Source organism: Avibacterium sp. 21-595 (genome assembly GCF_023611905.1).
In the GTDB taxonomy this organism is placed as follows: Bacteria; Pseudomonadota; Gammaproteobacteria; order Enterobacterales; family Pasteurellaceae; genus Avibacterium.
Genome location: NZ_CP091455.1, coordinates 1072394 through 1094128, shown reverse-complemented (window position 1 = coordinate 1094128; position 21735 = coordinate 1072394). Strand labels below are relative to the sequence as shown.

At 39.3% G+C, this 21735-nt stretch carries 19 protein-coding genes and 3 pseudogenes; 5 read left to right on the top strand and 17 right to left on the bottom strand.

What is annotated here, in order from left to right:
• Positions 1-25 precede the first annotated feature (25 nt).
• Together L4F92_RS05095 and sohB are read right to left on the bottom strand one after the other, a co-directional pair.
• Positions 26-844 (bottom strand): OmpA family protein, encoded by an 819-nt coding sequence (locus L4F92_RS05095; protein ID WP_250364453.1) that lies wholly within the window; start codon positions 842-844, stop codon positions 26-28.
• A 193-nt stretch (positions 845-1037) separates the two neighbouring features.
• On the bottom strand, positions 1038-2096 hold the full coding sequence (sohB, locus tag L4F92_RS05090) for a protease SohB (RefSeq protein ID WP_250364452.1): 1059 nt from the start codon (positions 2094-2096) through the stop codon (positions 1038-1040).
• 180 nt (positions 2097-2276) lie between these two features.
• On the opposite strand from sohB, the gene L4F92_RS05085 reads away from it, so the two are divergent.
• Both L4F92_RS05085 and L4F92_RS05080 read left to right on the top strand, forming a co-directional pair.
• Positions 2277-2861 (top strand): FMN-dependent NADH-azoreductase, encoded by a 585-nt coding sequence (locus L4F92_RS05085; protein ID WP_250364451.1) that lies wholly within the window; start codon positions 2277-2279, stop codon positions 2859-2861.
• A 443-nt stretch (positions 2862-3304) separates the two neighbouring features.
• Positions 3305-4678, top strand: coding sequence for a Do family serine endopeptidase (locus tag L4F92_RS05080; protein ID WP_250364450.1), 1374 nt, complete (start codon positions 3305-3307; stop codon positions 4676-4678).
• A gap of 12 nt (positions 4679-4690) precedes the next feature.
• Here L4F92_RS05080 and L4F92_RS05075 read toward each other — a convergent pair.
• Positions 4691-5464 (bottom strand): annotated as a pseudogene (locus L4F92_RS05075) (IS30 family transposase); the annotation flags it as partial.
• Positions 5465-5685: 221 nt separating this feature from the next.
• Positions 5686-5832, bottom strand: a complete 147-nt coding sequence (locus tag L4F92_RS05070) for a hypothetical protein (protein ID WP_250364449.1) — start codon at positions 5830-5832, stop codon at positions 5686-5688.
• Positions 5833-6093: 261 nt separating this feature from the next.
• On the opposite strand from L4F92_RS05070, the gene L4F92_RS05065 reads away from it, so the two are divergent.
• Complete coding sequence (locus tag L4F92_RS05065; protein ID WP_442778847.1) at positions 6094-6519, top strand: hypothetical protein; 426 nt, start codon at positions 6094-6096, stop codon at positions 6517-6519.
• 258 nt (positions 6520-6777) lie between these two features.
• On the opposite strand, the gene L4F92_RS05060 is transcribed toward L4F92_RS05065, so the two are convergent.
• From L4F92_RS05060 to folP, 8 genes and pseudogenes are all read right to left on the bottom strand, one after another.
• Positions 6778-7584 carry a transferrin-binding protein-like solute binding protein gene (locus L4F92_RS05060; protein ID WP_250364447.1) on the bottom strand — a complete coding sequence of 269 codons (807 nt, stop codon included), beginning with the start codon at positions 7582-7584 and terminating at the stop codon, positions 6778-6780.
• A 147-nt stretch (positions 7585-7731) separates the two neighbouring features.
• On the bottom strand, positions 7732-7938 hold the full coding sequence (locus L4F92_RS05055) for a hypothetical protein (protein WP_250364446.1): 207 nt from the start codon (positions 7936-7938) through the stop codon (positions 7732-7734).
• A 272-nt stretch (positions 7939-8210) separates the two neighbouring features.
• A pseudogene (locus L4F92_RS05050) lies at positions 8211-8861 on the bottom strand (IS1595 family transposase).
• Positions 8862-8903: 42 nt separating this feature from the next.
• Positions 8904-9112: pseudogene (locus L4F92_RS05045) on the bottom strand (helix-turn-helix domain-containing protein); the annotation flags it as partial.
• 125 nt (positions 9113-9237) lie between these two features.
• Complete coding sequence (locus L4F92_RS05040) at positions 9238-10578, bottom strand: L-cystine transporter (protein WP_250364556.1); 1341 nt, start codon at positions 10576-10578, stop codon at positions 9238-9240.
• 223 nt (positions 10579-10801) lie between these two features.
• On the bottom strand, positions 10802-11269 hold the full coding sequence (sixA, locus tag L4F92_RS05035) for a phosphohistidine phosphatase SixA (RefSeq protein WP_250364445.1): 468 nt from the start codon (positions 11267-11269) through the stop codon (positions 10802-10804).
• A gap of 62 nt (positions 11270-11331) precedes the next feature.
• On the bottom strand, positions 11332-12666 hold the full coding sequence (gene glmM, locus L4F92_RS05030) for a phosphoglucosamine mutase (protein WP_250350110.1): 1335 nt from the start codon (positions 12664-12666) through the stop codon (positions 11332-11334).
• A 60-nt stretch (positions 12667-12726) separates the two neighbouring features.
• Positions 12727-13551 (bottom strand): dihydropteroate synthase, encoded by an 825-nt coding sequence (gene folP / locus L4F92_RS05025; RefSeq protein WP_250364444.1) that lies wholly within the window; start codon positions 13549-13551, stop codon positions 12727-12729.
• Positions 13552-13682: 131 nt separating this feature from the next.
• On the opposite strand from folP, the gene L4F92_RS05020 reads away from it, so the two are divergent.
• On the top strand, positions 13683-14573 hold the full coding sequence (locus tag L4F92_RS05020; RefSeq protein WP_250364443.1) for a DUF3298 and DUF4163 domain-containing protein: 891 nt from the start codon (positions 13683-13685) through the stop codon (positions 14571-14573).
• Positions 14574-14791: 218 nt separating this feature from the next.
• Here L4F92_RS05020 and grxD read toward each other — a convergent pair whose 3' ends face one another.
• From grxD to ompA, 5 genes are all read right to left on the bottom strand, one after another.
• Positions 14792-15124 (bottom strand): Grx4 family monothiol glutaredoxin, encoded by a 333-nt coding sequence (gene grxD, locus L4F92_RS05015; RefSeq protein ID WP_250350107.1) that lies wholly within the window; start codon positions 15122-15124, stop codon positions 14792-14794.
• An 83-nt stretch (positions 15125-15207) separates the two neighbouring features.
• A complete protein-coding gene (locus L4F92_RS05010) occupies positions 15208-15996 on the bottom strand; it encodes a TPM domain-containing protein (protein WP_250364442.1) in 789 nt (262 codons plus the stop codon).
• Entirely contained in the window at positions 15989-16432 is a 444-nt protein-coding gene (locus L4F92_RS05005) for a TPM domain-containing protein (RefSeq protein ID WP_250364441.1), read from the bottom strand. Before L4F92_RS05005 ends, L4F92_RS05010 begins: the two co-directional genes overlap by 8 nt.
• A gap of 12 nt (positions 16433-16444) precedes the next feature.
• Positions 16445-17026 carry a LemA family protein gene (locus L4F92_RS05000; RefSeq protein ID WP_103853020.1) on the bottom strand — a complete coding sequence of 194 codons (582 nt, stop codon included), beginning with the start codon at positions 17024-17026 and terminating at the stop codon, positions 16445-16447.
• Between the two features lie 94 nt (positions 17027-17120).
• A complete protein-coding gene (ompA, locus tag L4F92_RS04995) occupies positions 17121-18152 on the bottom strand; it encodes a porin OmpA (RefSeq protein WP_250364440.1) in 1032 nt (343 codons plus the stop codon).
• Between the two features lie 481 nt (positions 18153-18633).
• On the opposite strand from ompA, the gene ydiJ reads away from it, so the two are divergent.
• Entirely contained in the window at positions 18634-21729 is a 3096-nt protein-coding gene (ydiJ, locus tag L4F92_RS04990; protein ID WP_250364555.1) for a D-2-hydroxyglutarate dehydrogenase YdiJ, read from the top strand.
• Positions 21730-21735 lie beyond the last annotated feature (6 nt).

Sequence of the window (21735 nt, the reverse complement as noted above, 5' to 3'; positions counted from 1 at the left end):
TCATTTTAACAGCTAAAACAGTGGATTATTTTGCATAAAGCGGTGCTGGACCAATAGGTCCACCCTGCGTTGAATTTTCTTGCTGTTTTACTAATTTTCCTGACGAAGAAATTTCTACACGACGATTTTCGCGTAAACACTCTTTTAGCGCTTGACCCGTTACGTTATCACAAGATTTAACTTGATATTCCTTACCATAACCGATAGCTTCAATATTAGCCTGAACACCTTGCTCAATTAAACGTGCCTTAACACGCTCTGCACGGCGTTTAGAAAGCTGCAAATTATATTCTGCCGAGCCTAAACGATCGGTATGTCCTGAAACTTTGACTTCTTTTGCTCCAGCGGATTTAAGCTGTGCAGCCACATTATCAATCACTTCTAATCCTTTTGATGAAAGCTGATCTTTATCAAAATTAAATAGGACATCACCTTTTAAACTGAAAGATAAACTGCCATTACAACCATTCGGATACCAGAAGAAACTTTGTGCATTCATATCTTTGTCAAATAAAATTTTGTATTGACAGATTTTATGCTCGCCATTTTCACGGTAATTAAACACATAATCCCACTCACGAACACCAAATAACCCTTCTGCAAAATGTGGACGATCGATTAAATTATAAATTTGATCTTTATTCATACCACGCTCAATCATTCTCACATTATCCCAATTTGGCCAAGAACCATACTGGCTACCATTATGATTAAATGTAGAATCCTCAATTTTTGGCCACACAAGGTTATCTGATGTACCGTCATCATTAACTTTACTTAAGTTTCCACAAGCCGCTAAGGTTGTCGCAGCAATTGCAGAAAACAAAATATGTGATAGTTTCATTTTATGTACCTTAATATCTGATTTTATTGATTAATTTCTATAAAACTAAACGCTTAGAATATATCTGAAAGATTTCCTATATCTAACATCCAATATACTAATGGCAATCTGCCGTAAAGTAAATTAATAAAGTCTATAAACGGCAGTGATGTTCTAAAATTTTTGTCATCTTTTGTAAAGAACATTCAAGTTCTTAAAATAATGTTCGCTCATTACGTTTTAACCACCCCAATAGCACATTATCTGCACTTTCTTCCGCTTGTTTCCCTAATTTCTGTACAAGGGATTTTTTCATTGCGTATTTCACCGAAACGACAAATTTATCTTTAATCGCTCGTAGGATCACATCATCGCTGGTGGCAATTTCATCAACTAAGTTTAATCCTAACGCGTGCTGCCCAAACCAATGCTCTCCAGTGGCTACCTGCTCAATATCAACCTGTGGACGATGCTGTGCAACAAATTGTTTAAATAATTGATGGGTTTCTTCTAATTCTTGCTGGAATTTTTCTTTCCCTTTTTCCGTATTTTCACCAAGTAAAGTGACTGTACGTTTATATTCTCCCGCGGTCATCACGTCCACATCCACATCGTGTTTTTTCAGTAAACGATGAATATTCGGCACTTGTGCCACCACCCCTACTGAACCAATAATAGCGAAAGGTGCGGCAATAATGTTATCCGCCACGCACGCCATCATATAGCCTCCACTGGCTGCTACTTTATCCACTGCCACGGTTAATTTAATCTGGTGCTGTTTTAAGCGTGCTAACTGGGAAGCCGCAAGCCCATAACCGTGAACCACACCACCGGGGCTTTCCAAACGCAATAATACCTCATCTTCCGGTTTTGCTACGGCGATAATAGCACTCACTTCCTCGCGAAGTGCGGTGGTTTCTGAAGCAGAAATATCCCCTTTAAAGTTCAACACAAATAAATGGGGCTTGCGTTCATTTTCTGGATTTTCACCTTTTTTACGCTTTTCTTTTTCTGCTTTTGCTTTTTGTTTATCCTCTTTTTTACGTGCTTTTTCTACTTGTTTTAACGCTTCTTCAGAAAGATGAAATTCAGCCAAGCGCTTGGCATTTTCTTCATATTCTTGCGATAAATCGGTGATAACCAACTCCCCTGCTTGATGAGATTTTTTCTGTTTAAACGCCATAATCATCGCGACAATGCCAGTAATAACCAATAACACCGTAAGAATTTCTAAAATAAATAAGCCATAGCCCATTGCTAATTCTGACCACATAATCTGTCCTTTTGTTAAATAAAAATCAAAATGCGATCATAAAGCATTTCTGACAAAGTGCAATTTCTCGCTGATTATTTACGATTAAGAAAAAATCTTTTTCCTTTTATCCCATTGTTCTAGAAAAAATTCCCTCTATAATGACCGCACTTTATAATAAGCACAATTTAAGGATTTCTTATGTCGAAAGTTCTTGTTTTAAAATCAAGTATTCTTGGCGATTACTCACAAACAAATCAGCTTGCTGACTACCTTGTATCAAAATTACCTACTGGCACCGAAGTGGTTGAGCGTGATTTAGGCGCGAACCCATTGCCACATTTTGATGGTATTGCTGCCAATGCCTTGCGTGGCGAACCAAAAACCGACCAAGATAAAGCATTACTGGCACTTTCAGATGAATTGGTCGCGGAATTAAAAGATGCTGATACCCTTATTATCAATGCACCAATGTACAACTTTAATATTCCAACCCAATTAAAAAGCTACATTGATTTCATTGCCCGCCCACGTGTCACTTTCCAATATACCGAAAATGGCCCTGAAGGCTTAGTAAAAGGGAAAAAAGCCATTGTATTAGCCTCTTTCGGCGGCGTACACCAAGGGCAAGTCACAGATGTTATCACCCCCTATTTGAAAACATTCCTTGGCTTTATTGGAATTAATGATGTGGAATTTGTTTATGTAGAAGGCGTAGGATCGGGGGCAGAAGTCGCCGCTAAATCGCAAGAACAAGCAAAAGCAAAAGTGGATACATTAATTTAATGTCTTTTAAAGAAAAAAGAGCAGGCTTTCCTAGCTCTTTTTCTTTTAGCTCCAATCCAATCAAGGCCAATATTGATTGAATACATTAATAATAAGCAATAACTGCATTATACTTTCTCGGATTACCTCTCTCATCTAATAGCTCGTATTATTAATCAGCTGTGACACAGAAATCACCAAAAATTTACACCGCACTTTATCTTTTATAAAAAGATAAAAAATAGTATAAATGAGGGCTAAGTTAAAAATATCTACTCATTTACCTCTTTTTTTGTAATTTCTCAAAAATCATACAATTTTTACGAACAATTTTTTATTTTCTTTGTCTTAAGCAACACAATAAACATACTTTCAGCAATGAAAGAAAATAGCGTGAACTCCTTTAAAAATGGAGATCTGTTCTTATTTTAAAATGACACTTAGTAACGAAATGGAGAAATAAAGTGAAAAGAAAACATTTTTTATTAACCAGTATCGCTCTTGGCTTAACCGTGCTTGGTACCTCTGTAAACTCAATGGCAACATTGCCACCCCCAAGCACGCTTTCTAGCACACCTACTTTAGCCCCAATGCTAGAGCAAGTGCTACCTAGCGTCGTTTCCATTGCAGTGGAAGGAAAACAAAAAACCCGTTTCCAAAATGACGATATCCCTGAAGAGTTCAAGTTTTTCTTCGGACCAGAAATTTTTAATAATAACTCACCGCGCAGTTTCAAAGGTCTTGGTTCTGGTGTGATTATCAATGCCGAAAAAGGTTATGTACTCACGAACAATCACGTGATTGATCAAGCAGATAAAATCACGGTGAAATTACAAGACGGACGTGAATTTAACGCAAAATTAGTGGGCGCTGATGAGCTTTCAGATATTGCTTTAATTCAACTAGAAGATCCGAAAAACCTTACTGAGATCAAAATGGCTGACTCTGATAAACTACGTGTTGGCGATTACACTGTGGCTGTTGGAAATCCCTTTGGTCTAGGACAGACGGTGACTTCAGGCATTGTCTCTGCTCTTGGGCGTTCAACAGGTTCAGAAAAAGGTAGCTATGAAAATTACATTCAAACTGATGCTGCAGTAAACCAAGGCAATTCAGGAGGGCCATTACTCAATCTTAATGGTGAATTAATTGGTATCAATACAGCAATTATCTCACCAAGTGGAGGAAATGCCGGAATCGCTTTCGCCATTCCAAGTAATATGGCAAACAGCCTTGTGAAACAAATCCTTGAATTTGGTGAAGTTCGCCGTGGATTATTAGGCATAAAAGGCGCTGAACTCAATGCTGAGCTAGCCAAAGCACTCAAAATAAATGCACAACAAGGGGCATTTATAAGTGAAGTGTTACCTGATTCTGCTGCAGAAAAAGCAGGCTTACAAGCTGGAGACGTAATTACCGCCATTAACGGGCAAAAACTGTCTAGCTTCGCCGAATTACGTGCAAAAATCGCCACGACAGGTGCAGGTAAAAGCGTTGAATTAACCTATTTACGCGATGGCAAATCCCATACAACTTCCGTTACCTTACAACCAGATGAAGAAGCCAAAGCCAGCGCAACAAACCTTCTTCCAGCATTAGAAGGTGCCGAGTTAAGTAACTACAATGCAAAAGGACAAAAAGGCGTTGAAATTAGCAAAATTAAAGATAAATCACTTGCTCAACGCTTAGGCTTAAAAGACGGAGATGTGATTATTGGTATAAACCGCGCACCAGTTGAAAACTTGGATCAACTACGTAAATCACTTAAAGATAAACCTTCTACTATCGCATTAAATATTTTACGTGGTAAAACAAATTTCTATTTGCTGGTGCAATAAAGAAAATTTTTTTCCTCTTTGCCAAGGTTGATGGGTAATGGAAAGTAAAATTCAACCTGAAGTCGTTCCGTTACCTGCTGATGTTTTGCAAATTACTTCCCTCTATCGGGGGAAATGCTTTCTAAAGGTTAGATTGTGCAAGGCTTCAGCCATTACCTTGGCAACACTTTCTGCCCGCTTTGCGGGCAATTTTCTGACGATGGGAAAACGGCTTTTTCTATCCGTCAAGGTCAATAAACAGGCTTTTCCTGCTGCGCCCAACACTGTATCAGCTTCCCAATCGCCTAAACGGCTTCGCTTGGTCGTTCGGTTAAATGATGACTAATAGGGATTTTTCCGCGTTTTTCTACATAGTCATTGGTATGCCGCCTTTTTCCACGATGACGGAATTTCCGAATAGCCCCTCTTGCCCCGTGCAATATCAAACCACCCTGCATAAATCCCTCGGTAAATACTGACAAAGCTAATAGAAAGCACGCTTTGTTCGTATTTCAGACGAGAGGCAATCTGCTCTGGCGACCAATTCTCTTCTAAGAACTTTCGCTTGACGAAATCAAACAATCTCGGGTCGGCTAACTTTCGCTTGGTTTTACATTCTGCCCGTTGTTGATAGTGTTCTTGAGCTGATAATGCCGCATATTAGCCCTGACAGCGCTTCAATTCTCGTGAAATGGTCGATTTATGTCGCTGTAATCGCTGAGCAATCTGGGTTATTGTTTTGCCTAATGCGTGAAAAACCATTATCTTTTCGCGTTCATAAAGGGTAAGATGTTTGTAGGTGTTCATAAGTTCTCATCAGTGATTTTTTTTTGTGCTAAACAAATTATCGTCGATTTCCTTATGAACACTTTTTTATTTGTTGCAGTTAGATTGTAAATTCAAGCCATAAAAAAACCTTGCTATAAGAGAAAGGTTTTTCTTCTTAAAATAGATATATTATTGATTACGCAATATTTTAACGGTGTTAATTATTGCGCCCAAACAAAATCCACCCAACAAGCCTACAATTAAAACGCCCACCAAGAAAGATTAATATCAAAATAAACCATTCCTGCGATAAATAAACCTATTGGTATTAAAAAAAGTAGAGGTAGAATAATCAACGACCAAAAAAAGCCCAGTAACCCTCGAATGAAAAACATTAAATCTGACATATCCCCTCCTAAATGTTATTTTCCAAATCCCTACGGGCAGTCAAGTTATTTCGTTCATCACCATTACAACCGCACTTAAACTAAAGTGCGCTCAGTTTTTATTGAATTTTTAACGTAAGTAATTTACCGTTTTTGTGGATCTTTGCTCTGTTCTTGGGCTGTTAAAAATCAAGTTTTCGATTTCTTCTCGTATGCTTGAATTTTTTAGAAATAGCGTGTGCTTGGCGAAGAGGGTTACTGAAAGATTTTCTCAATACGCCAATGCAGATGTGTCAATTTCATATGGTAGCGATGGTGATGAGAAAGTTAAGGAAAAATCATCAATCCGAGGCTGGAAAAGCATTAAAAGTGAGAGTGAAAACCTTAAAGAGTAGTCACAAAGCGGAATTTTATCGGCGATTACATTATTGGTATTTAGCACATCAAGCATTTTTAAATGCGCGTTCAGAAAAGGCAAATGAACGAGGTTATTTTCCTTATAAACATCAACATATTCGAGGAACTTATGCGAGTTTAAAACGTTATGAAAAGTATTTATTTCCTTATGAGAAATATCCGGAATTAAATATAGAAAAAACAACAAATAGGATAGAAGGATTATTTAGTGAACTGAAGCGGAAATTAAATAATCACAACGGATTAACGAAAAAACGTAACATTATGTTTATACAGAATTTTTTTAAATAAAAAGAGTTGCTAATAATCTTAGAAAATAATTATTAGCAACCATTTCATCTACTACGCCGTGTTTTATTCTCCGCCCTCTCGGCATAGAGCAATATGTGCGTTCAATTTGTTATGTGAAATAGGAGAAACATAAATTTTACGCATAAAAAAAACCGCTATGCTGTCGGGTGCGGATTACCGCCTTTGGTTGTAGGTTTCGACGCCTATGGAGTAAATATAAAAGAAAACCCGTTGAGGTCAACAGGGTTTATATTCAGATTAGTTTTTAATATTGCCTCTTTGCCCAGCAAAGGCTTCATAAATGTCGTATTCTTCTGAACCAACAGCTCCTACAACCTCTTCTGCATTCGGTCCCATAAATGCACCAGTATAAATGCCGTTTACTCCTTTATATGTTGCTACGCCACCAAATACTGTAACATCTTTTTTATCAATGTTTTCAGCATCTTGAATTATAACTCCTTTAGTCAGGATAATATCTGGTAAATTCTGACCATTATCAAATTTACGCTCGTATAATTTACCATCAACAGTTTTATTTCCAAAATCAACATTTAATTGCAATTTACCTGATGTGATTGCACCTAGTGAATATCCATTATACTGAGCTACTCCGCTAACTGGAATTTGATCTTTCGTCGTAGGTAAACCAAATATATCAAAATCCTCTTCATCTACTCGAGGATCAATTACGACACCTTCTTTATCCACTTTAACATTATCTGGCAACCACGCTCCAACAACAGAATAAGGTAAGTTGATCCCTTTAACTTTTCCATCAGCTACATCTTTTTGAACCACACCAACCGGATAATCAATAAGCTCTAATTCTGTTCCATCTGCTAACTGAATTCGTTTCGCTTCTTTAACTTGCTCTTTATATTGTTCAGCGACTAGATCAATAGATTTTGTATCAGTTTTAACCGACACATCCGTAGTAGGATTTCCATTTACACTGCTATTATTACCCGCAGGTGTACTACTATCACCACTTCCACCACCAGAACCACAAGCTGCTAATAGTCCAATACTAAGTGTTAATAAGCCAAGTTTAAATAATTTCATTAGATTACCTCTTTACTTTAAATAAAAACAGACGTTAATCATACCAAAATCAGGCGAGTTTTAAAGTGATCTGGATCACATCGCAATGTACCAGCACTTAAGATTTAGCGAGCAATAAAAAGCCCAACATTTGTTGTTGGGCTAATATTAATCGTCTTGATTTTCTTTCTGCTGTCGCTCCAATACGACAGCTTTACCTCGTCCAAATCCAGCAAAGTAACCCGTCAATAACGCTCCGCCTATCTTAAGAATTTCCAAGGCAAAGCCTGTATTATTAGAATACATTGCATAAATAACAATAATCAATACAAACGAGGCAATCAATGCAGTAAGCCATAATTTCCCTTTTTGCAAAAGGGTAAAAATATCACCGTGTTTTAAATCGGTTTGTTGTTTTGCTTCAATGGAGGCTTTGCGAATCTTTCATTCGCTTGAATTTCTTCTCTACGAACACTAAGTTCTTCTTTCTTCAGAATGAGTTCCTGCTGTTGAAGCTTAATAATGTCCCACTTCGCCTTGGTAAGAACAATATTTTTTCCGCTTAGTTTTTCCTTTCAGCCCCAAGCGTTGCATTATCGCTTGTACGCTTTTGTGGTTGATAATTAAATAGGATCTGCCCTAGATAACTAGGCTAGATCCCCTTTAACTAATTGTTTTAAAAATAGAAATTTGAGATTTTAAGTTACTGTTATTAAAACGCCATTCGCATTCCTTCAAATAAAGCTCAAAATGCGCTTTAGGAATACCGTTAAATTTGCGTAAATGGCGTTTCGCTTGATTCCAGAAATTCTCAATTCCGTTAATGTGATTTTGTTTTTCTGCAAAGTGTGTACTGTGATTGATGCGAAAACGGTTAAATTCATTCACGTCAAGTACATCATAACTTCGGTAGAAATCAGTGTAAACAAGACTATCAGGCTTTACTTGCTCACGAATGATTGGCAACAATTCGCAGATTGAGTATTTGGCACCGCGACGGTGTAAACCTTACCATTGCGCTTTAAAAGCCCAAATACAGCCGTTTTACCTGCTGCGCCTCACCCCCGCTTGCCTTTGCGAATGCCACAGAAATAGCTTTCATCAGCTTCAATTTCACCATCGAACATTTCCAAATGGGGGCTGTTTTGATAAATAAGTAATCGTAAGCGATGAAAGTAATACGCTGCCGTCGTTTTGTTTACATTTACTCGCTCAGCTGCTGTTCTTGCAGTAACGCCTGCGACAAACAGCTCAATGAGTTTATTTTGTTTATGCTGACTTAAGCGACTTTTTCTCATTTGGTCATTTTAACCTAAATAGAGTTTTTAGTCGTTACCTAGGACAGCCCCTAATTTAAATTCAACAGAATAACAGCGTTTTTACCTAACAGGGCTAATCCATTGATTCCATTATGATTAAATGTTGCAATCCGGCGTGCTAACGTCCTTTGGGTAAGTTGAAAATACCGGCGGGTAAGCGAACGATTTTTTCCATTTTGAAGATAAAAGTCGAGCAATTGTTGTTTAAAATCTTGAGTATATTTCATCATAAAAAATCTGCACCTTAATCAGTTGGTTGTTTAGTCCAACTTTTGGGGGGCAGATCAACTCAAGTTAGCCTTTTTGATAGGCGAGAAAAAATTCTAAAAAACACCGCACTTCTCTTTTTACAGAGTTAGGCTTTACGCAAAATTCTGCTTGAAACCACGCCTGCAGTCATTGCCCCGTTTACGTTTAACGCGGTACGCCCCATATCAATGAGAGGTTCAATGGAAATGAGTAAACCAACTAATGCTAAGGGTAAGCCCATTGTAGAAAGCACGATAATTGCTGCAAACGTTGCGCCTCCACCAACGCCAGCAATACCGAATGAAGAAAGGGTTACCACTAATACAAGGGTAAGCAAAAATTCTAACGACATTGGATCAATCCCCACGGTTGGCGCAACCATTACGGCGAGCATTGCCGGGTAAATGCCGGCACAGCCGTTTTGCCCGATTGTTGCACCAAAAGATGCGGCGAAATTCGCAATGGCTGACGGCACATTCAATTTTGATACTTGGGTTTCAATATTCATTGGAATTGTTGCCGCACTGGAACGGGAAGTGAAAGCAAAAAGTAACGTTGGGAAAGCCTGTTGATAGTAACGAACTGGATTTACTTTCACCAAAGCAAGTAAAATACCGTGTACCACGAACATTAAGAAAATCGCCAAATAAGATGCAACAATAAAGCCAAGCAAGTTAAGAATATCAGCAAGATTTGAGTTGGCAACCACTTTTGTCATCAAGGCCAAAACGCCATAAGGGGTAAGGCGAATCACCACACGAACAAGGCTCATCACTAATTTATTTAAACTTTCAACACCTTGTGATAATCGTGCCGCTAATTCCTCATCCTCTCGGCGGATACGCAGAATCGCCACGCCTAGAAATGCGGCAAAAATCACCACACTGATAATCGAAGTTGGGTTGGCTCCAGTAAGTTCCGCAAAAGGATTTTTCGGAATAAAAGAAAGCAACATTGTCGGCACATTTAAACCTGCCACCTTTTCTGCTCGTCCCAGAACGCGATCTTGTGCCGCAAGCTCACGATCACCTGCCACCAACCCTTCGGCTGAGAGATCAAATAAATTTGCCATAGTAATCCCTATCACTGCTGCAATTGCGGTGGTGAACAGTAATACAGAAAGAACGCTGACACTAATCTTGCCTAAAGAGCTTGCTCCTTGTAAGCGTGCAACCGCAGAGAGAATGGAAACAAAGACCAGTGGCATTACGATCATTTGCAATAATCTCACATAACCGCTGCCCACAATGCCAATCCAATTCAGGGTTTCTTTCATTACTGGCACATTACCGTCATAAAATAAATGCAATGCGCCGCCAAATAATCCCCCTAATACTAACCCTAAAAACACGCTACGCGATAAGGTATGATTTTGATTAAAATACCATTTTATGCCGATCAACAAGGCGATAAAAATTGCTAAATTGAGTGCAAGATAGCTCCACATCATTATAACTCCTTAATTTATATCATCATTAGTATAATATATAAGATAATTTGTGTAGCTCAATGACGTTTTTGGCATATCTTATGCCATTTTGATCTATCAAATCAGCTTACGTAATCAGGATTATTCGTTATAGGCAGGGGCAACCTATTACACGCCGTAAGAAAAGGAATAAAAACAAAAAGTGCGGTATTTTTTACCGTACTTTTTCTTACGCAATAGGTTATCTAGGATAATTGATGCTTTCCACTTTTCCTATTGTGTCTTCACAATAGATGTCCACTTCAACAAGCGTGGCTGGGTAAAAATTGGCAGGATTTCTACCGCACAATTCACGCACAATATCGCCCACCAAAGGTAAATGAGAAATAATCAGCAAGGTTTTCACACCGTCTTCCAACAGCACATTCAAATAATCTCGCACTAGGCCTGCATCGCCATAGGGGGTGATCCCCTCCCAAGTTTCGCACTTAGTTTGCAGCTGATTTTGATACGCCAAATTCACTTGCTCAAAGGTTTGTTGCGCACGCAGATAAGGGCTAACGAGGACTTTATCCAGCTGAATATTCATAGAATGTAGCCATTGCCCTTGTTGATATGCTTGCTGTTTGCCCTTTTCTGTGAGAGGTCTTGCACTATCTGAAGGGGCGATGGTCTGCGCCTCGCCGTGTCGCATTACAAAAATTTTCATACTACTACTCTATTTAATTAGAAGAAAAGAAGCGAAAAACTCGCTTCTTTTACACCGCACTATTAATTGGCACGCACCGCTTCAGCAATTTCTTCAGCACATTGTTGCGCAAGTGTGCCATCCTCACATTCGACCATTACACGAATTAACGGCTCTGTGCCTGATTTTCTTAATAAAATACGTCCCTTACCTGCTAAGCGTTTTTCCACTTCAGCGGCAACGGCTTTCACTTGTTCGCTTTCTAATGGATTACTGCCACCTGAGAAACGCACATTAATTAATACTTGTGGGAATAATTGCACCGCACTTGCCAATTCATTGAGTGATAAACGATGTTCTACCATGGCGGCTAATACCGCCAGTGAGGCGATTATGCCATCTCCCGTGGTATTTTTATCTGCAATAATGATATGACCTGAGTTTTCACCACCAAGTAACCAGCCATTTTCTTGCATTTTTTCTAACACATAACGGTCGCCCACATTGGCGCGCACAAATGGGATCGCTAATTCTTTTAAGGCGAGTTCAAGACGCATATTACTCATTAATGTTCCTACCACGCCGCCTTTTAGTTTGCCCGCACGCAAGGCTTCACGTGCAATAATAAATAGGGCTTGGTCGCCGTCCACTTTATTACCAAGGTGATCCACTAAGATTAAGCGGTCGCCATCACCATCATAGGCTAAACCAATATCGGCTTTGGTTTCTAACACTTTGTCCTGCAAGGCTTTAATATCGGTCGCACCACATTTTTCATTGATGTTCATTCCATTTGGTTGCGTCCCCATTTCGATCACCTCCGCCCCCAATTCACGCATTACATTAGGCGCAATGTGGTAAGTTGCGCCATTGGCACAGTCCACCACAATTTTGTAATTTTCTAGGCTTAAATGCGCAGGAAAGGTGCTTTTACAAAATTCAATATAACGCCCTGCTGCGTCATTAATACGGCTTGCACGCCCAAGTTGAGCGGATTCAACGCAATCCATTGGCTGTTCTAGCATTGCTTCAATCGCTTCTTCCACATCATCAGGTAATTTTGTGCCTTGAGTAGAGAAAAATTTGATCCCATTATCATAATAAGGATTATGAGAAGCTGAAATCACGATGCCCGCTTCAGCTCGGAAAGTGCGCGTTAAATAAGCAATGGCTGGGGTTGGCATTGGACCGGTAAAAGCGGCGGAAAGCCCTGCTGCCGCCAAACCTGCCTCAAGGGCGGATTCCAACATATAGCCCGAAATGCGGGTGTCTTTCCCAATTAATACGGTGCCGTACCCCTGTGTCGCTAGCACTTTTCCCGCTGCCCAGCCAAGTTTAAGGACAAAATCAGGGGTAATCGGTGAAGTCCCAACTTTTCCACGTACACCATCAGTACCAAAATATTTGCGTTCTGCCATTTGTATTCCTTTTTATTTTTTATAGTTAAAAATTAGTACATTAATTGTACATCATTATAATTATGCCATTTGCGTCGCTTGCCAAATTTTTAATGCCTCTGAAGTGGGTGCAACATCGTGGACACGCACAATTTTTGCCCCATTTATGACGGCAATTAAGGCGGCGGCAACGCTGCCCACAATACGCTCATCAACAGGTTTATCTAATACCGCTCCAATCATTGATTTACGCGAAACGCCGGCTAAGACAGGATAATCTTGGGTAAATTTCGCTAACTGTTGCAACAATTGATAATTATGTTGTACGGTTTTCCCAAACCCAAAGCCCAGATCCCAAATAATGTTTTCTTTTTTCATTCCGGCAGCTAAACAAAGTGCGGTGCGATTTTCCAGAAAATTTAATACCTCTTGCACCACATTTTCATAATACGGATTTTGTTGCATTGTGCGAGGCTGCCCTTGCATATGCATTATGCAGGTGGGTAACTCTAATTGTACGGCAGTTTGCAATGCATTCGGTTCAGTTAATGCACGAATATCATTAATTAAATCCATTCCGACTTTCGCACTTTCTGCCATTACTTGCGCCTTCGATGTATCCACAGAAATCCAACAATCAAAGCGTTTTCTCACTGCTTCCACCATAGGTACAACGCGATCTAATTCTTGCTCAAGACTCACTTCTTCTGCCATTGGGCGGGTGGATTCTCCCCCAATATCAATAATGGTCGCCCCTTCATTAAGCATTTTTTCCACTTGAAATAAGGCTTTGTCGCGGTCAAAAAACAGGCCGCTATCTGAAAAAGAATCTGGCGTGAAATTTAAAATCCCCATAATTTGGGGCTGTGATAAGGAAAGGGTTTTATTATTGGCTTGTAACTTCATAATCTTTTATATTGCATCAAAATTCGGTCAATTATAACGAAATATTTATGCAAACAAAATATAAACATTTTGTCGCGTAAAACGCATTATTCACTTATACTGACCACAAAACAATCAAGAGGAAACCCCAAATGAACAAAACCATTTTTGCCTTAAGTTTTTGTACGATTTTTTTACTCTCTGCTTGTGATGATAAACAAGTGGCTGAATTACAGCAAAAATTGCAACAAGCGGAAACAGCCCAACAAATCCAGCAGCAAGAAATCACCCAACTAAAAAATGAACTCAATGCACAAAAATCCTTATTTCCGGCATTGCAGGTAGAAATTTCACCGCTCTTCCAAAAAGAGGAAACATTCAATCTCAAAAACACTGAAAGTGAAGCAAATATCAATGTTTCAGTTACGATGCCTGAAACCCATATTGAATGGCTTGATGCTTTGCTTCGCCAACAATGGGCGCAATATATCGCAAATGAAGAAAATGAAAATTCGCTACCACTAACTACAATCGGCAAAGATCAACTCCGTCAAAAATTTGCACAAATTTATCAAGAATATCGTAAAGAAATGTTAGCCGAAGGCTCAATAGGAAAAGAATTCTCTCTTTCCTCCTACTACCTAGGACAACGCCAAAATTGGCTAGGATTTAGAATAGATAGCTATACTTATGAGGGCGGTGCGCACGGGTTTGGTATGACTCATTATCTCAATTTTGATGCTCAGCAAAAAGCCTTGATCACCCTTGAAAAATTAATTTCTCCAGAAAATCAGCCCAAATTACTCGATGCGCTATGGAAAATTTACATACAGGGGCTTGAACCGGGGGAAGTCCCTTTTACTTCTTTAGAGGGTTTCTATATTTCACCTGAATTTTATTTCGATCAAGAAGGAATTCATTTCGTTTATCCGCCTTATGCACTTAATTCTTATGCGGAAGGGGAAAGGACGTTAGATTTATACTGGAAACAAAGTGAAATTAACTTACTCAATAGTGAATATGTGAAACCTTGGCTTAAGTAAAATAAGAAATAAAAAAAGTGCCTCATTAGAGGCACACTCGGAAAGCAAAATATGACCATTACAGGCTATTAAAATAGCACTTATTATGGTGCAAATAATATGCAAATCATTTCCAATAAGCAAAGAGTAATATTTAAATTTGTGAAGTAATTCACGGTTTTGATAATAAAAAATTGAGATAAAAAAACCGCACTTGTATAAGTGCGGTATAAATTTTATTAATTTTCTTCTTTATGACGCTCAGCCACTTCAGATAATAAGGTTTGTAGTTCGCCTTGTTGGTACATTTCCAGAATAATATCACATCCCCCAATTAACTCACCTTCTACCCATAATTGCGGGAAAGTTGGCCAATTCGCATAGGCAGGAAGTTCTGCGCGAATATCTGGATTTTGCAAAATATCTACATAGCCAAAAGGCACTTTGCAATTCATTAAGGCTTCTACCGCTCTAGCTGAAAATCCGCAAGATGGGAATTTTGGTGAACCTTTCATATAAATCAGAATTGGGTTCTCGCTAATTTGTTTTTTAATACGTTCTAAGGTTTCCATAATTGTCCTCGTTTTTAATTAAGTGGGCAGATTGTAGCATAAGGGGCTTGAGATACCAATAACCCGAGTAGAATAATCAAGTATTACCAACTTCCGCCAGCACCACCGCCACCAAAACCGCCACCACCAAAGCCTCCGCCAGAACCGCCACCGAAACCACCAAAGCCGCCTCCTGAGCCAAAACCGCCTCCAACACCACCGCTACGGCGTCTGCCAATAGGTGGTTGGCGGAAAATTTGTCCATTGTGATTATTGGTGGGGCTGATATAAGGCGTTCTACGCCAACTTAGTTCGCCAAACAGTACAAATAAGACAAAAATACTGATCATTATGATTGGAATATATTGTGTCCAATCATCCTCTTCCGTCTCAGCAGCATCATATTCCCCTTTACTTGCGGCAATGATGTAATCCAATCCACGATCAATCCCGAGCATATAATGCCCCTGTTTAAAGGCGGGAGTAATAACATTGCGTATGACGCGAGAAAGGAAAGCATCAGGCAACGCTCCTTCTAATCCTTGTCCTGTGGCAATAAAAATCTTACGATCGTTGATGGCAATCAACATTAATACGCCATTATTTAGCTGTTTACGACCAATGCCCCATTTATCCCCCAATTCAAAGCTATATTGTGCAATATCATAATTCCCCGTACTTGGAATTAACACCACCGCAATTTGTGAACTGGTTTCTTTAGAATAAGCAACTAGCTTATTTTCCAAACGTTGTTTTTCTGATGGAGTAAGGGTTTTAGTATAGTCATTGACATAATGAAAAGGATTAGGCGATGGTGGGAAATTGACCGCATTCGCGGTTAAACTCCAAAAAACAAGCAAAAAAACGACCGCACTTTTTATAAGCTTAATCATTAATAATCACCTCATTATCCAGCTCATTACGATCATTTGGCTGAATAGGAAAATGCTGTGCCAACACTTGAGCAATGTTATTAATCGCATTAACAACGCCTTGAGTATAAACCTTTTGCTTAAAATACGTTGTCATTTCAGCACATTGTGCTTGCCAAAAGTTTTCTCCTACATACTGATGAATGCCTTCATCACCAATAATGGCACACTGATGATCCTTATAAGCAATATAAATCAACACGCCATTACGCGCTTGTGTGGCTGTCATTTCTAATTTTTGAAAAACAGATAAGGCGTGTTCCATTACCGAACTTGATGATTTTGCAATGTGGCGTTCAATATAAACACGCAGCTCTGCGGAAGTTTGTTGTTCGAGGCGAACAATTGCCGCCTCAATTTGCTTTTTGTTAAAAGGGATTCTTGAAAATAGCGCCATAATAGATCGATCTTAGTTAAAACTGACAACCGGTGCGTTTTCAGATCCCACGGCAGATTTGAAGTAAGGTTTTTCTTTAAAACCAAAAATCATTGCCGCTAATTTCGTTGGGAATTGGCGAATTTTTTGGTTATATTCACGCGCTGCCTCATTAAATTTATCACGTGCAACATTAATGCGGTTTTCTGTCCCTTCTAATTGGGCTTGTAAATTCATAAAGCCTTCGTGGGCTTTAAGATCTGGGTATTTCTCTACTGTGACTAATAAACGTGATAATGCCGATCCCACAGAGTTTTGTTGCTGTTGGAATTGCGCTAATTGCTCTTCTGTCATATTACTTGGATCAATTTTAGTTTGGCTCGCTTTTGCACGCGCTTCCATTACCCCCGTTAAGGTTTCTTTCTCAAAGTTAGCCTGACCTTTTACTGTATTCACGATATTGGGAATTAAATCTGCACGGCGTTGATATTGCGATTCAACATTCGCCCATACGGAATCAATTTTTTCTTCTGCTTGCACTAAACCATTGTAGCTGGTCATTAATGTAAAACCGGCGATCACAGCGACAATTAGCACAATAATCCACTTTTTCATTTTCTTTTCCTTAACGATAAAATGATGAGATAACAAAAGACCTAAACTTTCGTTTAGGCCTTTTTTATAAACGTATTAAAGTATTAACGAAAAATTATTCGTTACCTTTAACCGCGATTTCTACACGACGGTCATCAGCTAAACAAGCGATTAATGCTTTACGACCTTTAACTGAATCACATTTAGCACCAGTTACAGGGTTTGCTTCGCCGTAACCAGTTGCAGAAATAGCTTGTTGAGAAACACCTTTAGATACTAAGTAGTTTGCAACAGTTTCTGCACGACGTTGTGATAATTTTAAGTTCGCAGCTTCTGAACCGATACGGTCAGTGTAACCCGCTACTGCAACGTTTGCAGATTTTAATTGTGCGATTTCACCGTAGATGCCATCTAATGTGCTTTGTGCTTCTGGACGTAAATTAGATTTACCGAATGCAAACGTTACATCAGAGCTTAATGCGAAAGTTTTAGAAACCACTTTAGGTGCTACAACTGGCGCACCTTGACCGAAACGGTAAGATAAACCTGCGTTTACAGAACCGATGTTTGGTGTGTAATCTACACGTTTGCCATTTTGTTCTAAGCGGCCAACACCTTGTACCCATTGATATTCAACACGTAATGCTAACTCTGGTAATGATGGAAGGTTATATTCTAAACCACCAGCGAATACAGGAGATACTTTTAAGCTGTGTGCATTTTCATCAATAAGGGTTGTTGTACCTTTTTTGTTTTTATAGTCAGAACGGATTAATGCCGCACCTACACGACCATAAACATCTAAACCTTCTAATACTGGGTAGCTCGCTTTTAAGCTTAAGTGCGCACCGTGGTTAGTATGTTTAGCAACTGTTTTACCAGCTTGACGAAGTTTAGCACGACCAAAATCATCGTAACCTAACTCAACAGCGAAGTTATCAGTGATTTGATAACCACCGAATACACCGTAAGTTACAGAGTTACGTAAATAACCGTAACCAGTACCTTCAATTTGACCATAACCATCGTGGAAAGATGCCCAACCAGCTTTAGCACCAGCATAGAAAGTATTTGCTTGTGGTGCAGCTTGTGCTACTGATGCAGCAGTTAAACCAGCGATAGCTAATGCGATTGCAGTTTTTTTCATTTGGATGATCCTCTATTTAGTCATCAATAAATTTAAAATGAAAGTTTCATTTAGTATCAGTTGCCAAATGAAACCTAAACACATAATGTGTGTACGTTGATCTTAAACTTTTTTTACAAAAAAACAAACTTTTTTATAAAATAGCCCCATAGTTTATGGCTAAGTTTAATCTTATAAGTATTTAGAGAACGATAGCTTCTCTATTTCTACTTCGCTTATGCGTTCAATCTAATTAAGATCGAACCTATTCAAAGCGAATATATTATCAGCTTGAAAAAATAGAAAATCAAACGATTTTTCTCTTTTTAGCTCAAAATTCATACAACCACTTACTATTCAAGATGATTTTTTGAGCAAAAATAAGGCAGTTTTATCGCTTTACCTTTCAGAAAAAACAAAATTGATCCCTTTCTTTCGATGAAAGGATCATAACAATATGCTAAACTTCATTCATTATGTTAATCATTGTATGAGTAATAAAATGCTACCACGTTTATCTGATGTCCCACAGCTTTCCCCTTTAGTTTCTGATTATTTGGAGGAACTCAAACGCCAACATTTTACTGGCGATATTGCTTCAAACTATGCAGATCGCTTAAGCCTTGCAACGGATAACAGTGTGTATCAGCAACTGCCACAAGCCATTTTGTTTCCTAAAGATACCGCTGATGTGGTTCGCCTAACCAAATTAGCACAAAAAGAAAAATACCTTTCACTCACTTTTACGCCACGTGGTGGTGGCACTGGCACGAATGGGCAATCCCTAAATAACAATATTATTGTGGATCTTTCACGCTATATGAGCAAAATTCTTGAACTCAATGTGCAAGAACGCTGGGTAAAAGTACAAGCCGGCGTGGTAAAAGATCAACTCAATCAATTTTTGAAACCTTATGGCTTATTTTTCTCGCCAGAATTGTCCACCAGCAACCGTGCTACGTTAGGCGGAATGATCAACACTGATGCCTCAGGACAGGGGTCATTGCGTTATGGCAAGACCTCTGATCACGTTTTAGGCTTGCGTGCAGTATTAATAGACGGCGAAGTGATTGATACTCATGCACTCAACACTGCTGATTTTGAGCAATCATTACAGCAACAACCTATTTCTCAGCGTAGTCGCCATCTGCATCAAGAAATTTTTCAGCGCTGTCAGCAAAAGCGTAACGAAATCCTGCGTGATTTACCACAGCTTAATCGCTTTTTAACAGGCTATGATCTCAAGAATGTCTTCAATAATGATGAAACTGAATTTAATTTATCCCGCATTTTAACGGGGTCAGAAGGTTCACTTGCGTTTATTTGTGAAGCCACCTTAGATCTCACCCCTATTCCACAATATCGCACATTAATTAATATTAAGTATCGCTCTTTTGATGCAGCGTTACGTAATGCCCCCTTTATGCTAAAAGCCAACGCACTTTCGGTAGAAACCATAGATAGCAAAGTGCTAAACCTTGCCAAGCAAGACATTATTTGGCATTCAGTGAGCGATCTACTTATCGAAGATCAAGAAAATCCCATTCTTGGTTTGAATATCGTAGAATATGCTGGCAATAGTAAATCATTGATAGAAAAACAAGTAGCACAACTTTGCCTACAACTTGATGAAAAAATCTCGCAAAATCAAGATGATATTATCGGTTATCAAGTTTGTAATGATTTACCCTCTATTGAACGTATCTATGCAATGCGCAAAAAAGCCGTCGGTTTATTAGGCAATGCAAAAGGTCAAGCAAAACCGATTCCGTTCGTTGAAGATACCTGCGTTCCGCCAGAACATTTAGCGGATTACATTTGTGAATTTCGTGCGTTATTAGATCGCCACCAGCTTGAATATGGAATGTTCGGCCACGTTGATGCGGGCGTTTTGCACGTTCGCCCAGCTCTTGATTTATGCGATAAAGAACAAGTGAAACTGTTCAAACAAATTTCCGATCAAGTGGCAGAGCTGACACATAAATATGGTGGATTAATTTGGGGCGAACACGGCAAAGGAATGCGTTCACAATATGGTGAAACCTTCTTCACGCCTGAATTATGGCAAGAATTACGTTATATCAAAACGCTGTTTGATCCGCACAATCGGCTAAATCCGGGCAAAATTTGCACCGCACTTGATAGTACTCAAACACTCTACGCTATCCTATCGCCAATGCGTGCGGATCAAGATCGTCAAATTCCAATACAGATGAAAACGGAATTTGCTGGGGCAATGAATTGCAACGGTAACGGATTATGTTTTAATTTTGATGTACATAGTGCAATGTGTCCTTCAATGAAAGTAACTAAAAATCGCTTATTTTCGCCGAAAGGACGTGCGGCAATGGTGCGTGAATGGCTACGTTTACTGGCGAACCAAAGCGTTTCCCCTGAGCAATTAGATTTTCGCAAAAACCAAATAACACTCACCGATTTTGTAGCCAAAATTCGTCATAGCCTTGGAAAATTACGCGGTGAATATGATTTTTCTCACGAAGTGAAAGCGGCGATGGATACCTGTCTTTCGTGCAAAGCCTGTGCTAGCCAATGTCCGATAAAAATTGACGTGCCAAGTTTCCGTGCGAAATTCTTACATTTTTATCATCAACGTTACACTCGCCCAATTAAAGACTATGTGGTGTCTAATGTGGAGTTAATCGCCCCTTATATGGCAAAAGCACCGACATTTTTTAACTTTTTCACGGCAGCCAAAATCACTCAGCCACTAGCCAAAAAAGCCTTAGGAATGGTGGATTTACCCTTATTAAGCCAACCGAATTTGCAACAGCAACTGGTCGCCCTTAATTATCAAGGGTTAAGTTTAGAACAATTAGAACACTTAAGTGAAATCGAAAAGCAAAATATGTTGCTTATCGTACAAGATCCTTTCACTTCTTATTATGATGCCAAAGTTGTGGCAGATTTTGTGGCACTCACCCAAAAATTGGGCTATCGCCCCATTTTGTTGCCTTTCAAGCCTAATGGCAAAGCCCAGCATATCAAAGGTTTTCTCGCTCGCTTTGCTAAAACAGCCAAAAATCAGGCGGCATTTTTAAATCGAATGGCGCAGTTAAATCTGCCCCTCGTCGGCGTAGATCCCGCCATTGTGCTGTCTTATCGTGATGAATATCGTGAAATTTTAGGTGATGAACGTGGTGATTTCCAAGTGCTTACCGCACATCAATGGCTGAAAAATCAGTTACATTCTGAGCAATTAGCGCAAGGAATAAAAAATTCACAAAAAAACCACCGCACTTTACCTGAAGGACAACAGTGGCATTTATTCCCCCACTGTACAGAATCCACCGCCTTACCGAATAGCCCGAAAGAATGGCAAGAAATCTTTGCTGCCTTTGGGCAAGCCTTGCAAGTGGAAACGGTTGGTTGCTGCGGAATGGCGGGGACATTTGGGCATGAAACGCAACATTTTGCTATGTCTAAAGCAATTTATGCCAGTTCTTGGAAAGAAAAACTTGCCGATAAAAATCCTGATTATTGCCTTGCCACGGGCTACTCTTGCCGTAGCCAAGTTAAACGTTTTGAAAAATGGCAGCCGAAACACCCTGTACAAGCCTTATTAACCTTACTCAGTTAGAAAACA

What these genes read in the sequence shown, in the direction of transcription:
- ompA (WP_250364440.1), bottom strand. Translation starts at nt 18,152, where the DNA reads ATGAAAAAAACTGCAATCGCATTAGCTATCGCTGGTTTAACTGCTGCA.
- grxD (WP_250350107.1), bottom strand. Translation starts at nt 15,124, where the DNA reads ATGGAAACCTTAGAACGTATTAAAAAACAAATTAGCGAGAACCCAATT.
- L4F92_RS05000 (WP_103853020.1), bottom strand. Translation starts at nt 17,026, where the DNA reads ATGAAAAAGTGGATTATTGTGCTAATTGTCGCTGTGATCGCCGGTTTT.
- glmM (WP_250350110.1), bottom strand. Translation starts at nt 12,666, where the DNA reads ATGGCAGAACGCAAATATTTTGGTACTGATGGTGTACGTGGAAAAGTT.
- L4F92_RS05010 (WP_250364442.1), bottom strand. Translation starts at nt 15,996, where the DNA reads ATGATTAAGCTTATAAAAAGTGCGGTCGTTTTTTTGCTTGTTTTTTGG.
- L4F92_RS05095 (WP_250364453.1), bottom strand. Translation starts at nt 844, where the DNA reads ATGAAACTATCACATATTTTGTTTTCTGCAATTGCTGCGACAACCTTA.
- folP (WP_250364444.1), bottom strand. Translation starts at nt 13,551, where the DNA reads ATGAAGTTACAAGCCAATAATAAAACCCTTTCCTTATCACAGCCCCAA.
- L4F92_RS05065 (WP_442778847.1), top strand. Translation starts at nt 6,094, where the DNA reads ATGCAGATGTGTCAATTTCATATGGTAGCGATGGTGATGAGAAAGTTA.
- L4F92_RS05040 (WP_250364556.1), bottom strand. Translation starts at nt 10,578, where the DNA reads ATGTGGAGCTATCTTGCACTCAATTTAGCAATTTTTATCGCCTTGTTG.
- L4F92_RS05020 (WP_250364443.1), top strand. Translation starts at nt 13,683, where the DNA reads ATGAACAAAACCATTTTTGCCTTAAGTTTTTGTACGATTTTTTTACTC.
- sixA (WP_250364445.1), bottom strand. Translation starts at nt 11,269, where the DNA reads ATGAAAATTTTTGTAATGCGACACGGCGAGGCGCAGACCATCGCCCCT.
- L4F92_RS05060 (WP_250364447.1), bottom strand. Translation starts at nt 7,584, where the DNA reads ATGAAATTATTTAAACTTGGCTTATTAACACTTAGTATTGGACTATTA.
- L4F92_RS05085 (WP_250364451.1), top strand. Translation starts at nt 2,277, where the DNA reads ATGTCGAAAGTTCTTGTTTTAAAATCAAGTATTCTTGGCGATTACTCA.
- ydiJ (WP_250364555.1), top strand. Translation starts at nt 18,634, where the DNA reads ATGCTACCACGTTTATCTGATGTCCCACAGCTTTCCCCTTTAGTTTCT.
- L4F92_RS05005 (WP_250364441.1), bottom strand. Translation starts at nt 16,432, where the DNA reads ATGGCGCTATTTTCAAGAATCCCTTTTAACAAAAAGCAAATTGAGGCG.
- L4F92_RS05070 (WP_250364449.1), bottom strand. Translation starts at nt 5,832, where the DNA reads ATGTCAGATTTAATGTTTTTCATTCGAGGGTTACTGGGCTTTTTTTGG.
- sohB (WP_250364452.1), bottom strand. Translation starts at nt 2,096, where the DNA reads ATGTGGTCAGAATTAGCAATGGGCTATGGCTTATTTATTTTAGAAATT.